This window comes from Mucilaginibacter pineti, assembly GCF_900101875.1.
In the GTDB taxonomy this organism is placed as follows: Bacteria; Bacteroidota; Bacteroidia; order Sphingobacteriales; family Sphingobacteriaceae; genus Mucilaginibacter; species Mucilaginibacter pineti.
The window spans coordinates 124823-139754 of record NZ_FNAI01000008.1 but is presented as its reverse complement, the minus strand read 5'-3'; the positions used below and the strand labels follow the sequence as shown (position 1 = coordinate 139754).

Sequence of the window (14932 nt, the reverse complement as noted above, 5' to 3'; positions counted from 1 at the left end):
ATCCTTTATCGTCGTAAATATCTTATCATCTTCCTGATGGTTTTTAGGTGAATACTTTTGTTAATTGAGGTATGCATAGGAGATGATTTGTTTATTTTGATACGTAAATTTTATTGCCTTCAACTTTGAAATGTACCAGACCTGATGTTTCAATTGATTCCAATACGGCTGATAGTTTGTTATTTCTTGAAATCCATCCTCCTGATTCAATATCAGCAGGCACTGACGCGTCATAGATTATTTCCACATTATACCAGCGGGCTATTTTGCGCATCGCTGTTTTAAAATTGACGTGATTAAGGTAAAAGTCACCCTCTTTCCAGTCCGTTACATTTTCAATATCTACTTCATTGACTTTAATGTCGCCGCCATTACTTTTAGCCTGTTCTCCGGGTTTAATGGTCTGTTTGCTATTACCTGAAGTTACTTTTACTGATCCTTCTACTAAAGTTGTAGCTACCGCAGGTTCATCGTTGTAGCTGTTAACATTGAAGTGTGTTCCCAAAACTTCAATCTCTTGCTTATTTGTCTTAACAATAAATGGATGTGCTTTATCCTTAGCTACCTGAAAATAGGCTTCACCGGTAAGGTTTACGATTCGTTTTCCCTGTTCATTAAGACTAGCCTTATAGGTTAGGCTGGATGCAGAATTTAACCAAACGTCTGAACCGTCAGGTAAACGTACCTGATAAGTTTCCCCACTTGTAGTAGAAAGGGTATTAACCTGATTTTCGTTTGCATTGCTGTTTTCAATTTGGTAGATCAATTGACCGTTGGCAGATTTTGTGATGGTTACACCAGATTGACTGGCAAGTTTACCGTTGGCGGCTTCAGTTAATCTTATTTTCTTACCGTTTGCAAGTGTCAGTGTAGCACCCTGTTTACCAGGAGCAACATCACTGGCCAGTTGCTGCACCTGATCAATTGTTAGAGTTTTAGAACCCTGATAGAAATAAAAGCCTATGCCTGATACAAGTATGATAGAAGCAGCGGCAGCAATGCGTATCCATAATCTGCGGGGTCTTGCCGTATGAGTATTTTCGTCAGCATGTTTTTCAGCGTCAGCAATATGGGCTTTTAACTCCAGCCAGCGCTGCTGCCTGTGATAATCTTTATAGCCACTGAGCAGGTCGAAAGATTCGGACTTAATAGCCTTCAATTTGTCCAACAGTTCCAGTTCTGCGGTCGTTAAGTTTTTTTCCTCCTGCTGGGCTTGCTGTAAACTTTCCAGCAGCTTGTCCCAGTCAATAGATTTATTCTTTTCATTCATATCACCCCCAAGACGCAAAACGTGTTAAATTAGGGTGACAGAATTGTTAGCTTAAGATGAAGTATTTTGTAATGGTCTGTATATCAGCTACAAAAATTTTGTCAAGCTGCTTAAAATCAATACCAATATTGCCTTTTCACGTAAAGTGAGGTAAGCACGCCTGAGCTGCGTCTTAACGGTATTAACGGAAATACCGAGTTCATCAGCAATCTCCTTATAGGAACGGTTATCCAGCACGTGCAACTCAAAAATTCTCCTGCGTTCAGCCGGAAGCGCATCTAGCAGTTCTAAGATCCTTTTGATCCGTGCATCCTGTGCCGGGATTTCCTCGTCCGCCAGTGCTAAATTTTCCAGTTCAGCCATTGAAGCCAATTGCTTCTCAGCGGTCTGCTGTCTTCTCAAATAATCAATGCTGGCATTTTTGACACTTCGGTAGGCAAAGCCCTCAAAAAATTTGTACCGCAAACGATCTTTAGACTCCCAAAACTTAATGAAAAAATCTTGTACCAAATCTTCGGCAACTACGTCATCGCGAACAATCTTTTCTGCAATCATGCAAAGAAACTGCTGGTTTTTGTGAAAAAGCTGCTCGAACTCCTTTAAGCTCATGACGGCCTTTTCACCGGCAACCACATCCATATCTTTCCCGGCCTGGTCTGAAGAGGCATTTTTATCAAATTTTAGAATAAGACCATCTGGATGCATGAATACTTGTTTTCTAATATAGTTCCCAAATAAATTTACGAATTATCCTGCCGAATGTAAATATTATTCGATACAATCCCATCTTTCATAGCTAAATGTGGTATAAAACGCATTTGTCAAATCCTACTCGGTTATACTTGGGTACATTCCTTTGCACGACGCACCACCTTTGCTGTCATAAACAAATACCATTATGACAGCATTCAAAGACAACCAGCAACAAAGACCTACCATCCAGCGCGATCAGCTACTTACCCAAGGCGATCTGATCGAATTTAAGGAGGCATTACTAAAAGACATCGCCATCCTGATGCAGCAGCGTGTCATAGAACCCGCAAAGAAATGGCTCAAATCTCACGAGGTTCGTAAGATGCTTGACATCTCCGCGGGGAAGCTGCAATACCTCCGGGACAATGGCACGATACCTTTTACAAAACTCGGGGGTATCACCTATTACGACTACCAGGAGATCATGCAGCTCATGGAATCCGGCCAGCATAAAACACACCTGAGAGTGGCGTAATGAGACGGGCAAAACGAAGGCTGGAACGGTTGACTACATCCGCCAAAACAAAGCAGGTAAAATCCCAGGCGGAACAATTTGGATTTGGATATTCTATGCCACCTGAGCCGGAATTTGTCGCTATTTATTTCGACCAGCAAGGCTGCTCAGAACAGGCTGACAGATTTTACCGGCACTACCAAAACGAGCGATGGAAAACCGTCACAGGTGCCGACATCCGCAACTGGAAAGTGCTGGCCGCCGACTGGATTTTTGACCACCGGCAGCACCTGAAACGACAGGCAAGATTATCAAAATATCATTCAATTATTTGACGCATTAAAGGAGTTCAGCGCGGCGACCTTCGGAGACGCATTTCCCGTTTCTTGGAAATAGCTAGATGTATTTTCGTATACGAAAACGCCGCCTGCACCTCCATTCCGATACATTATGGTTAGCATTCAGGTGCTGCGAAACTTGCACCTGATCAGAAAATAATAACAACGACATGGGCAGAAAAAAAGCAGCGCAGCAGGAAGAAATATTGACGCACCCGGTCATTTTCAGGGTCACCGAAGACGCCTGGAAAAAGCTGGACAAAATCAGGGCGAACAGCGACTGCCGAACGGTCGGAGAAGTCGTGCGCCGCATCCTTTCCCGTCAGGAAGTGATCTACTTTCATAAGGACGCATCGATGGATGCACCAATGGAAAACCTGGTAACTATCAAGGAAGAAATCCGTAGGATCGGCATCAATATCAACCAGGTCACCCGCTACCTCAACGCCACTAAAACAGACGACGAAAAAAATACCCATGCCGGAAAAGTGGCCGAACTGTTTAATCAGATTGAACCAAAGATAGGCGTGCTTTTATCCCTTATTTCCCAGCTCGCTAAAAAATGGTTGCAAAGATAAAAAGCGGTAAAAGTATTCGGGGCATCCTGATGTACAATGAGCAAAAAGTTGCCGAAGGCAAAGCCCTGTGCATCGGTGCCAGCCGTTACGGCATGGAACCGGAAGACCTGAATTTTTTTCATAAGCTGCATCGTTTTGAAAAGCTGATGGAAAAGAACAGCGCCGTTAGTACCAATGCCCTGCACATTTCCTTAAACTTTGATACCAGCGAAAAATTCAGCAAAGAAAGGCTCAACGAATTAGCGGCCGTCTACATGCAAAAGATCGGTTTCGGTGACCAGCCCTACCTGGTCTATCAGCATGAGGATGCGGCGCACCCGCACATCCATATCGCGACAACCAATATTAAGGAAGATGGCAGCCGCATTGACATTCATAATATCGGCAGGAACCAGTCGGAAACCGCCCGCAAGGAAATAGAAATTGAATATGGCTTGGTACAGGCAGAAAGCCGCAAACAAAAAGAAGCCTTTAACCAGATCATCGGTTTAAAACCGGAACAACTGGTCTACGGTAAATCAGAAACCAAAAGGGCAATGACCAATATTGTCAGCGCGGTCATGCAAACATATAAGTTCAGCTCTCTCGCCGAATACAATGCGGCATTGCGTGATTTTGGCGTTACCGCCAGCCGGGGCGGCGAAACCACCCGCATGTTCAAAGGGAATGGCCTGGTTTACCTGGCCATCGATCAGCAGGGAAAATATCTTGGCGCTTCGGTAAAAGCGAGCGCCATCTATGGCAGTCCTACGCTTGCTAAACTGGAAAAGAAGTTTGAGCAGAACAAAGCGCTTAAGCTGCGCTATAAAGCCGCTTTAAAATTAAGCATAGACAAGGCGGTCAATAGCAAACCAAACGACTTACAGGCGCTTGGAAAGGCATTGAAACCCGATGGCATTTCCGTGTTATACCGTACCAACAAAGACGGTCAGGTTTACGGGGTAACCTTTACCGACCACAAGCACCGGGTGGTTATGAATGGCAGCGAACTGGGTAAAGCCTATAGTATTAAAGGAATACAGGAACGATTGAAGATCACTGGTCTGCAAATCAAAGAGACACCGAAACAAAAAACTACGCCAATTAGGCCAGCAGGACATAAAGCTGCACAGAAATTTAGTCCTGCTCTTGCACAAAGCAATGCCCATCCGAAAGAAAACCTGTTGGAAGCACTATTAAAACCAGGCAACGAGTTCAGCCAGGTACCAATTGGCTTAAAGAAAAAAAGTAAAAAGCGCAAACGAATGCGCATCAGTTAAAATCAAAAATTATGCAAACAGGAGAAGATATACAGGGACTACGCAAGATCATCGACATGACCAGGCTGTTAAGCTTAGCCATCTTAGCGATCCATTTTTATATGCTATGTTACGGGGCTTTTAAACAGTGGCAATTGACGCAGCCGCTTATAGACCGGGTAGTAATGACATTTGGTAAGACAGCTCTGTTCAACTCATCCCTATATACTAAAGGTGCGGTGCTGCTATTACTCGGCATTTCCTTATTGGGCGTAAAAGGCCGTAAAGATGACAAGCTGTTAAAATCTACCATCATCATTTACCTGTTAAGTGGCTTGTTGTTGTTTTGGGGAAGCGGGATCTTGCTTTACCTGAAAGGTGAAAGCAAGGTAATCGCCTCAGCTTATATGGGTTTCACTTCACTGGGCTATTTGTTAACCCTGTCCGGTGGCAGCCTGCTTACCAGGCTGATCCGGCTGAACCTGAATAAAGACATCTTTAACCACCACAACGAAACCTTTCCGCAGGAAGAACGGCTGCTAGAAAATGAATACAGCATCAACCTTCCCACCCGCTACCAGTTAAAAGGCAAGGTCAGGAACGGCTGGCTGAATAACATCAATCCCTTCAGGAGCACATTACTTTCAGGTTCTGCCGGTGCCGGTAAAACCTACTTCTATATCCGGCATGTAATTGATCAGCATTTAAAAAAGGGCTTTGCCATGCTGGTCTATGATTTTAAATACAGCGACCTGACCACGCTGGCTTACAATAAACTGTTGCAGTACGCAGGCAATTATACCGTCAAGCCCGCATTTTACGTGATTAATTTTGATGACCTCATGCACCGCTGTAACCCGCTTGATCCCGAAAGCATGCAGGAAATATCCGATGCGGCAGAATCCTCCAGAACGGTTATGCTGGGGCTTAACCGCGAGTGGCTAAAAAAGCAGGGTGATTTCTTTGTGGAATCGAGTATCAATTTTGTAACGGCGGTGATCTGGTTTTTGCGCAGATATAAGGACGGTAAATACTGCACCCTGCCGCATGCGATTGAGCTGATCTTAACAGACTACCAGGATTTGTTTGCCTTATTACAGCAGGAACCCGAGATCGAAGCATTGATCAATCCTTTTGTTTCCGCCTGGAGGAATGAAGCATGGGATCAGCTCGAAGGTCAGATTGGCAATACCAAGATCAATTTGGCAAGATTGGTTTCTCCAAAGCTGTACTACGTGCTTAGCGGTAATGATTTCACTTTGGACATCAACAATCCATTGGCTCCCAAAATCGTTTGCCTGGGAAATAACCCCCAAAAGCTGCAAACTTATGGCGCGGTACTTTCGCTCTATATCAACCGCATTTTAAAACTCGTCAATCAAAAAGGCAAACTGAAATGCAGCCTGGTTTTCGATGAATACCCGACACTGGTGGCAGACCTCGTGCCAACTATCACCACAGCCCGGAGTAATTTGGTCAGTTGTACGATTGGCATACAAAGCATAGAACAATTAAAAAAAGAATATGGTGTGGAGCAGGCGAATATTATTGCCGGTGTATCAGGTAATATCATCAGTGGCCAGGTTTCCGGCGACAGCGCAAAAAAGCTGTCGGAAATGTTCGGAAGGATCTTGCAGGAAAAACAATCTAGGAGTGTCAATAGCTCCGACACTTCTGTGAGCACTTCTTCTCAACTGGATTCGGCGATTCCCGCCAGCAGGATTGCCTCGCTATCCTCGGGTGAATTTGTGGGTATTGTTGCCGATAACCCTGACCAAAAGATCGGTTTAAAAATGTTCCATGCAGAGATCGTGAATGACCATGACGCAATAAAAACCGAGGAAGCAGGTTTTCAGTCGTTGCCACAGGTCAGAGAAGTGGATCAGGAAACCATTTATGCAAACTATTTGCAGATCAAACAGGATATTCAGGAAATATTAATTGCAGAATTGGGCGGTGACAGCAATATAGATAAAGAGGCGGCTTAACATGATCTTAATGCAAATGCCAGAATTAGATAACAGTAATTAAAGGTGTAAATCCCTGGCAATTACACAACTTTGTTCCCGAATTGCTATATTGCAATTGCAAAATGGGAAAATACAGCGCAGCTTCCTGGACAGATGATATTTTACTGGATTTGATCCGGCTGGAAGACGACCGCGCTGCTTTTTCTGAGTTGTACGACCGGTACTGGGACAAAATATTTTTACAGGCTGCTAATGCGCTTAATTCAGCAGAAGAAGCAAAAGAATGTGTTCAAGATATTTTTTGTAGCTTATGGAGCCGCAGGCAAACACTGGAACTAAAATATTCACTTTATACCTACCTAGCCGTTGCGGTAAAATACCGGGTAATCAACATTTTAAACAGTGCCTACTACAAGCGTCATCGTAAAACAAATGTAGCGCTGGATGAAATAGAAATTTATAGTCCGTCGGCAGAAACAGAACTTTTAGAAAAAGAACTTTTTGCGTCTTTGGAAAGATCGGTGAATCTGTTGCCGGAAAAATGCCAACTGGTTTTTAGAATGAGCCGTGAGGAAAACAAAACACATCGGCAAATTGCTGAAGAATTGAATATCTCTGAAAAAACAGTTAATAACCATTTGACCAAAGCCATCAAGGATCTTAGCACAAACCTCAGCACTCCTAAAGCTCTATTTATACTAGGCGAATCCCTGCACAGGCTATTCTAAAGCCTCCTTTAAATTTTTTTTACATTTTTCTTAATTATTTCTGGGGATCGACTAGGTATAAGATCAAATTTTCTTGACTATTAGGGTAAAAGATACCTTAATGAAAAAAGAATTGACCAGGGAACAGATCGAAGAACTAACAATCAAGATTAAACAAGGCACTGCCACAGAAGCAGAGCGACTTGACTTTGATACCTGGTATAGCCGTCAGGCAGAAAGAACCTTTCACGTCCCGGAAAATTTAGCTACCAGTGAACGCGCGTTGAAAGATACCATCTATCAGCATATCGAACAAGAACTTGGATTTAACAAATCCAGCAGATCGCGTATAGTACTATGGCGACGGGTTGCAGTAGCTGCTTCAATACTTGTATTTCTTTCTGCCGGATTATACTTTGCTTTTGACAATCCGTCGCCCGCAGTTCAGTCGGTTGCTGCAATGAAAGAAGATTTTGCGCCTGGCAGTAACAAAGCAATACTTACCTTATCAGGTGGTCGAAGGATTATTTTGACCGATGCAAAGAATGGTCAGCTTGCCAAACAGGGCAATACGGTTATCAATAAAACAGCTGATGGTAAGGTGGTGTATGGTTCAGGAGCTGGCGAAGCTTCAATCGCGATCAACACCATGTCTACACCAAGAGGCGGGCAATATCATCTAACGCTTGCTGATGGAACTGACGTCTGGTTAAATGCAGCATCATCTATTACTTATCCGGCTGCCTTTACGGGCAAGAATCGGGAAGTGGAGATAACCGGAGAAGTGTATTTTCAGGTGGCTCATAATGCAGCAAAACCGTTTAGGGTCAAATCTAAAGATCAAATGGTGGAAGTATTGGGTACCCATTTTAATATTAATGCATATGAAAATGAGGCAAGTACCAAAACTACTTTATTAGAGGGTTCTGTTGCCTTATCATCATCGGATCAACGGATTTTAATTAAACCTGGCGAGCAGTCTGTTTTCAATAAAAATCGATTCGTGGTTACAGATGCTGACGTGAAAGAAGCAGTTGCCTGGAAAAACGGTTATTTCCACTTCGTAGATACGGACATTCAAACCTTAATGCGGCAAATTTCGCGCTGGTATGATGTGGACGTGGAATTTGTAGGCCCGATTTCCAAAGATACATTTACAGGACGTATCTCCCGTTTCAGAAATATAAGTCAGGTATTAAAAATAGTTAAATCATCCGATGTTCAGTTAACTTTCGAAGGAAGGAGGATCATGGTGAGTATGTAACGCATTTAAATCATGATCAGATAAAAAAGGCCAGATGTGGTGGTACACAACTGGCCGGTAACAGGATCATGTTCAATCTAAGCAGTGAACTTAATTTTAAACTATTTAATCCAATCAAACAAATGTATAAAAATTATACGCATAAAACGGGCGTGCTTCACAGGCAGGTCCATAAAATACTATTGATTATGAAGCTGACCACTTTCTTAATTCTGATCGGTATCATGCAGGTGAGCGCAACTGCCATAGCGCAGAAGATTTCCCTGTCTGAACGAAATACTACGTTATCAAAGGTCTTTATAAAGATCAGTGAGCAAAGTGGGTATGACTTTTTATTTTCAGGAAACATGCTCAAAGGTGCCAAGCCGATCACTATTCAGGTTAAAGATGCTGATCTTAAAACTGTTTTAAACAAGATTTTTGATGGGCAACCTTTGGAATATTCGATTGAGGATAAGTCGATTGTTGTTTCAAAAAAGGAGGCATCAACTTTGGACAAAATCAAAACGGTGTTTACGCTACCGATGGATATTCATGGAAAGGTTTTAGACGAAAGTAGCCAGCCCCTTATTGGTGCCACAATTCAAGTAAAAGGCACAAACGAATCCACTAGTACAAATAAAAATGGGAGTTTCATTTTAACTAATATTCCCGACGGTTCAATTTTAGTTATATCCTACATTGGTTTCGAAACCCAGGAAGTGAAAGCTGAAAAAAATCTTACTATTTCCCTAAAAGCCAATATTAGTAATTTAAAAGAAGTTGTAATCAATAAAGGTTATTATACCGAAAAGAAAGAGTTATCAACCGGGTCTGTTGGCGTACTCAATGCTAGTGATATTGAAAAACAGCCAGTTAGTAATCCTCTTTTGGCTTTACAGGGCAGGATTCCGGGACTAATAGTCACTCCTTCTAATGGTTTGCCCGGCGCTGCAGTCAAACTCCAGTTGAGGGGGGTAGGTTCGCTTTTTAATGGCTCAGATCCATTATTTATAATTGACGGTGTTCCATTTGCCAACGGTAATGACCGAGTTGGCTTGTTGGGGGGATTTGCCGCTCAAGGCGGGCAGTCGCCTAAGTTTTCACTGACAGGTGTCGTAAATTCAGGGGCAGGGATAAGCCCCTTTAATAATGTCAACTTACAGGATATTGAAAGTATAGAAATTTTAAAGGATGCTGATGCTACTGCAATTTACGGTAGTCGTGGTGCAAACGGCGTTGTACTTATCACGACCAAAAAAGGAAAGGCTGGTAAAACTACATTTAGCGCTGATGTTTACTCAGGCATGAGTTCCGTAACACATTTTGTGCCAATGATGAGTACAAGCCAATATTTGGAGATGCGAAAAGAGGCATTTAAAAACGATGGATTAACACCTAGTAATATCCCTGGTGATCCAGGGTACGCGCCAGATCTTACTGTATGGGATCAGAATAGATATACGAATTGGCAAAAATGGCTATTGGGAGGAACTGCTAAAAATACCAATGTAAATGCAAGTTTAACGGGTGGTGATCAACAGACACAATATCTGATCAGCGGTATATATAATTACCAAAACACAGTTCTGCCTACAGATGTTGCCGAAAAAAAAGGCGGGGGTAGCGTGGCTATTACTCATAGATCCCTTGACGGCAAGTTTAATTATAGTCTTTCGACGAATTATACAATCGATGCTAATAACTCATTTAGCCCATCTTTTGGTGTTTTTTTAAACTTGCCGCCAAATTTACCTGCACTTGAAGATGCTTCAGGGCAATTAGTGTGGCAACAAAACGGGGTTCCTTTTGATAACCCAATGGCAAATTTTTTAAATAAATATCAGATTACCACTAATAATCTGATAAGCAATTTCCAAATTGGTTATAAAATACTTCCTGGATTAGAGATGCGAACAAGTTTCGGTTATAATGCTTTAATCTCTGACGAAGCTCAAGCTGCGCCTATTACAGCGCAAAATCCAGTAACCAATCCCTCCGCAACGGGTGAAGCTACGTGGACGAATAGCAAATATACCAGTATAATAATAGAGCCACAAATAGAATATGGTAAGTCTTTTAGCTGGGGTAAAGTGGATGTTATAGTTGGTGGAACGTACAACAATATTGTTAATAAAGGAAATTATATAAAAGGAGGCGGGTATACAAGTGATGCCCTTCTCGGTTCACTGAGCGCCGCACCATATATTAGCCTCGCAACGTCTAACTATAGTGACTATAAATATGCAGGATTTTACGGTAGAATGAATTTCAATTTCAGAGAAAAGTACATTATAAACCTCACTGGCAGAAGGGATGGCAGCAGTCGTTTCAGCCCGGAGCGCAGATTTAATAATTTTGGATCTGTCGGCGCAGCCTGGATATTTAGTAATGAAAATATCTTTAAGGATAAATTGGCTTTTCTTACTTACGGAAAATTGAGAGGCAGTTTTGGTGTGTCTGGTAACGATCAGATTGGTAATTATAATTACTTGGAGAATTGGGCGGCGTATCCCTTTCCTTATAACAACTCTACCTCGTTAGTTCCATCAGGATTATATAACCCTGACTTCGTTTGGGAGCGCGACAAAAAAACGGAAGTTGCTCTTGAATTAGGCTTTTTTGACAACAAACTCACATCCTCCATAACTTATTACCAAAACACCTCATCTAACCAACTGATTCCTTACAATCTTCCTACTCAAACCGGATTCGGCACTATTTTACGAAACTTCCCAGCGACAATTGAAAACACAGGAACGGAACTTGAACTTAGTGGCGTGCCTTTTAAAACGAAAGCATTTTCGTGGGTAATATCAGCCAATGTAAGTATCCCTAAAAACAAACTAAAGAGTTTTCCCGATTTTGAGTCATCTGGTTACACTAACCTATTTAAAATAGGTCAGCCTGTGAATGTAATATTGGGATATAAAAATTTAGGCATAGACCCGACGACTGGACTTTATAAATTACAAGATGCAAACGGGGACGGTTCAATAAGTGTCGATGATTACCAGGTGCTTGGAACGACTGACCCCAAATTTTACGGTGGTTTAAGTAATAATATTACTTATAAAAGATTTAATTTAAGCTTCCTCTTCGATTTTAAAAAGCAAATCCAGAATAGTTTTATTGGGGCTATACAAGGAAATTACCAGCCCGGTACACTAACTAATCAATTGAGCTACGTGTTTGACAGGTGGCAAAATCCTGGCGATGTAGGTAAGACCTATCAGCGTTACAGTACATTGCCAAGTCAAAATGTTAACGATTTACAAGAGTCCGATTTAGCTTTAACCGCTGACGCATCCTACATTAAATTAAGAAACGTATCCTTTTCGTATTCATTGAACCCAAGTATTTTGGAGAGGTTTCACTTTAAAAGTTGCAAAATATATTTTGAGGGACAAAATTTGTTAACCATCAGTTCCTATAAAGGTGGAGATCCAGAAACTCATAATTATAACGTACCTCCACTTTTTACGACTCTTGTTCTTGGTATCCACTTACAATATTAATTATTGATCATGAAAAAATATATAAAATCTCAAACGCTGCTTATTTTATACCTAGGCACATTAGGAGCGCTTTATACTTCTTGTAAAAAAATAGTAGACGTTGATCCACCAAAAGATACAATAACAGGCAATGCTGTTTTTACTTCTAATGCAAACGCTGAGGCAGCTCTAAACGGTCTATACGCAAATATATCTGGGATATTTTCCCCAATCGTAATCTCTTCGGGGCCCACTATATACAATGGCCTTTCATCTGATGAATTACATTTTACTGATACAGACAACGAAATAATTCAAGTAGAAAGCAATAATATTCTATCCAGCAACGGAATTTTGACAACGCTTTGGGATAAGGCATACTTCTGTATATATATGGCAAATTCTTGCGCAGAAGGGTTTAATAAATCTAATAGTCTTACACTGTCTACCAAAAATCAATTATTAGGTGAAGCGCTACTAATCAGGTCATATTTATATTTCAATCTTACCCAGTTTTTTGGAGATGTCCCGCTTGAGACAACAACTTCTTATGAATTAAATGCAAGCATGTCCAGAACTCCGACTACAAAGATATTTGATCAAATTGTTGCAGACTTGAACACTGCCTCTTCTTTGATGACTTCAGACATTGTCGTTGGAAGGGCCAATAGGTATGCAGCCCAAGCATTATTAGCAAAAGTATACCTACTAAAGAACGACTGGCCAGGATCACAAAAACAGGCTTCCGAAATTATTTCATCTGGTAAGTACCAAATTTTGCAAAATCTAAATAATGTATTTTTAACGGGCAGCGCAGAAGCGATTTGGCAAATCGCTCCAAACAACATGTTCTATACAACCACCCAGGCCTATAATCTGCTGCCATCTTCAAAAAAAGTCGTTCCACCCTACGTTCTAACATCCAATTTAATTGGCGCTTTTGAATCTGGTGATAAAAGGTACATTAATTGGACAAACGTGCAAAACTTAAGCCCGATTCAGATATATACATATCCGTATAAGTATAAGACAAGAGGAAGGGGTGATTCAGAGGGTGAAGTGTACTTTCGATTAGCAGAAGTGTATTTAATGAACGCAGAAGCAAAAGCCCAACAAGGAAATTTAACATCAGCAATAGCTGATTTAGATGTTTTACGTCAACGAGCCGGTTTATCGCTAATTGCCAATACCAATCCTGCTATCAGTAAGGCTGATTTACTTACGGCCATAGCGCGGGAAAGACGAGTCGAATTATTTGCTGAAAATGGAAACCGTTGGTTTGACTTGAAAAGAAAAAACGAAGCGTTACAGGTTTTGAAACCTATCAAACCAAATTTTGATATAAATAGCACGCTTTTCCCACTACCAATCTCTGCAATTAGAACAAATAAGGCGTTAAGCCAAAATCCAGGATATCAATAAACCACGACGACAGATTGCATCTTGATGATTTACAACAAAAAAGTTAGATCATAATAATTCGAACTTTATTTATGATCTCAAGATGGACACGATTTTTTTCAAACACTTAACAATTAAACTAATATGAAATTAAAATTTCTTATTGCGTGCGTATTTCTTTTTCTATACGGAATAGTAGCTCTATCGCAAGCATTGACCCAAAAAATTGTCCCTCTAAAAATTGGCGATAAACTTCCATACCTCGTTTTTAAAGATGTGATAAGATATAAAAATGGTCGACTTGACTTAAAAGATTTCAAAGGAAAACCTCTGATTATTGATTTTTGGTTTACCTATTGTGGGGTTTGCGTTGCAGAAATGCCGCATTTGGATTCGATGAGAGCTAGGTATTCTGACAAACTAAATGTTTTACTAACCACTTTTGAACCTAAAAATGAAATTGAATCGTTTTTTGTAAAGACCCATAAGGTAAAGAATGTAACCCTACCGTCTCTCACCTCGGATACAATTCTGACAAAAATATTTCCTCATACAACTGCACCACATCAGGTGTGGATAGATCGGAATGGAATAGTAAAGGCTATAACCGATGGCGAGCAGATAACAGAAGAAAATATACAACGTTTAATAAGTGGTGCAGAACTCAATCTTCCTTTAAAGGATGATACCAGGCAAATTGAAATAGATAAATTGGGATATCAGCCAATGGTTTTTATCGATAATAAATTTAACGCTGGAAAATCGACTGAATTTTATTCTTTTTTAGGAGGCTATATGGAAGGATTGGGAGCTGTCATTGGTTCTCCAGGAATTGTTAAACAAGGAGGATTTTCTGGGTGTTTGATGATGTCTATGTCGAACGGAAATTTATCTGCTCTCTATGACAGGATTAATTCAAAGCAATTCTACCCCAATCAGATACAATGTGACGAATCAATACTCGCGAAGCTTACTGGAGATTGGAGCAATAAGAAAGATATCTTTTGTTACGAACTCATATCACGTGATACAAATATAGTAAATTTCAAGAGACGTATGCTGTTGGATATAGACAACTCTTTCAATCTAACGTCCCTGATAACCAAAAAAATGGTGAAATGTTATGTTATTAAATCAACAAACAACGGTGAGAGTTTAATCTCAAAAGGAAGCGATAGAGATTCCTTTATGGAAGGAAATGTTCGACATTTTGTCAATATTCCGTGGTGGGCAATTTTTGAAAATTTTATAAGTGGAAGTTTTAATCCAAAATATGAAGTGATTGATGAAACAAAATTGCTGAGGAACACAAAAGTAGATTTAAATATTTTAGCAAATTGGAATGACCTTGCTGAAGTTAACGAGCAGCTTCTGAAATACAATGTAAAGATAGTTGTAGAAGAGCGTTTAAAAAATTTTCTGACTATCAATAAAAGGAATAATTGAAATTATAATAATCACTAAGAAAAATCTAAATGAGACG

The 14932-nt window shown here is 40.7% G+C and carries 12 protein-coding genes; 10 read left to right on the top strand and 2 right to left on the bottom strand.

The window, feature by feature from the left end; translation table 11 throughout:
- Positions 1-91: 91 nt before the first annotated feature.
- Positions 92-1270 (bottom strand): FecR family protein, encoded by a 1179-nt coding sequence (locus tag BLS59_RS17635; protein WP_091151033.1) that lies wholly within the window; start codon positions 1268-1270, stop codon positions 92-94.
- Positions 1271-1357: 87 nt separating this feature from the next.
- Complete coding sequence (locus tag BLS59_RS17630; RefSeq protein ID WP_091151031.1) at positions 1358-1975, bottom strand: RNA polymerase sigma-70 factor; 618 nt, start codon at positions 1973-1975, stop codon at positions 1358-1360.
- 193 nt (positions 1976-2168) lie between these two features.
- Between BLS59_RS17630 and BLS59_RS17625 the strand changes: the two genes are divergently transcribed.
- The 10 genes from BLS59_RS17625 (at position 2169) to BLS59_RS17580 (ending at position 14895) form a co-directional block, all read left to right on the top strand.
- Positions 2169-2498 (top strand): helix-turn-helix domain-containing protein, encoded by a 330-nt coding sequence (locus BLS59_RS17625; RefSeq protein ID WP_091151029.1) that lies wholly within the window; start codon positions 2169-2171, stop codon positions 2496-2498.
- Positions 2498-2812 (top strand): hypothetical protein, encoded by a 315-nt coding sequence (locus BLS59_RS17620; protein WP_091151028.1) that lies wholly within the window; start codon positions 2498-2500, stop codon positions 2810-2812. Before BLS59_RS17625 ends, BLS59_RS17620 begins: the two co-directional genes overlap by 1 nt.
- 173 nt (positions 2813-2985) lie before the next feature.
- Positions 2986-3393 (top strand): plasmid mobilization relaxosome protein MobC, encoded by a 408-nt coding sequence (gene mobC, locus BLS59_RS17615; protein WP_091151026.1) that lies wholly within the window; start codon positions 2986-2988, stop codon positions 3391-3393.
- On the top strand, positions 3378-4652 hold the full coding sequence (locus tag BLS59_RS17610; RefSeq protein WP_091151023.1) for a relaxase/mobilization nuclease domain-containing protein: 1275 nt from the start codon (positions 3378-3380) through the stop codon (positions 4650-4652). Before mobC (BLS59_RS17615) ends, BLS59_RS17610 begins: the two co-directional genes overlap by 16 nt.
- Positions 4653-4663: 11 nt before the next feature.
- The gene (mobC, locus tag BLS59_RS17605) at positions 4664-6619 is read left to right on the top strand and encodes a conjugal transfer protein MobC (RefSeq protein ID WP_091151021.1); all 1956 of its coding nucleotides are present in this window, start codon (positions 4664-4666) and stop codon (positions 6617-6619) included.
- 104 nt (positions 6620-6723) lie between these two features.
- Entirely contained in the window at positions 6724-7329 is a 606-nt protein-coding gene (locus tag BLS59_RS17600; RefSeq protein WP_091151019.1) for an RNA polymerase sigma-70 factor, read from the top strand.
- A 100-nt stretch (positions 7330-7429) separates the two neighbouring features.
- Positions 7430-8572, top strand: a complete 1143-nt coding sequence (locus BLS59_RS17595) for a FecR family protein (protein WP_091151017.1) — start codon at positions 7430-7432, stop codon at positions 8570-8572.
- Between the two features lie 68 nt (positions 8573-8640).
- Entirely contained in the window at positions 8641-12069 is a 3429-nt protein-coding gene (locus BLS59_RS17590) for a SusC/RagA family TonB-linked outer membrane protein (protein WP_091151015.1), read from the top strand.
- A 9-nt stretch (positions 12070-12078) separates the two neighbouring features.
- On the top strand, positions 12079-13470 hold the full coding sequence (locus BLS59_RS17585; protein WP_091151013.1) for a RagB/SusD family nutrient uptake outer membrane protein: 1392 nt from the start codon (positions 12079-12081) through the stop codon (positions 13468-13470).
- A 123-nt stretch (positions 13471-13593) separates the two neighbouring features.
- The gene (locus tag BLS59_RS17580) at positions 13594-14895 is read left to right on the top strand and encodes a TlpA family protein disulfide reductase (protein ID WP_091151011.1); all 1302 of its coding nucleotides are present in this window, start codon (positions 13594-13596) and stop codon (positions 14893-14895) included.
- Positions 14896-14932: the final 37 nt, after the last annotated feature.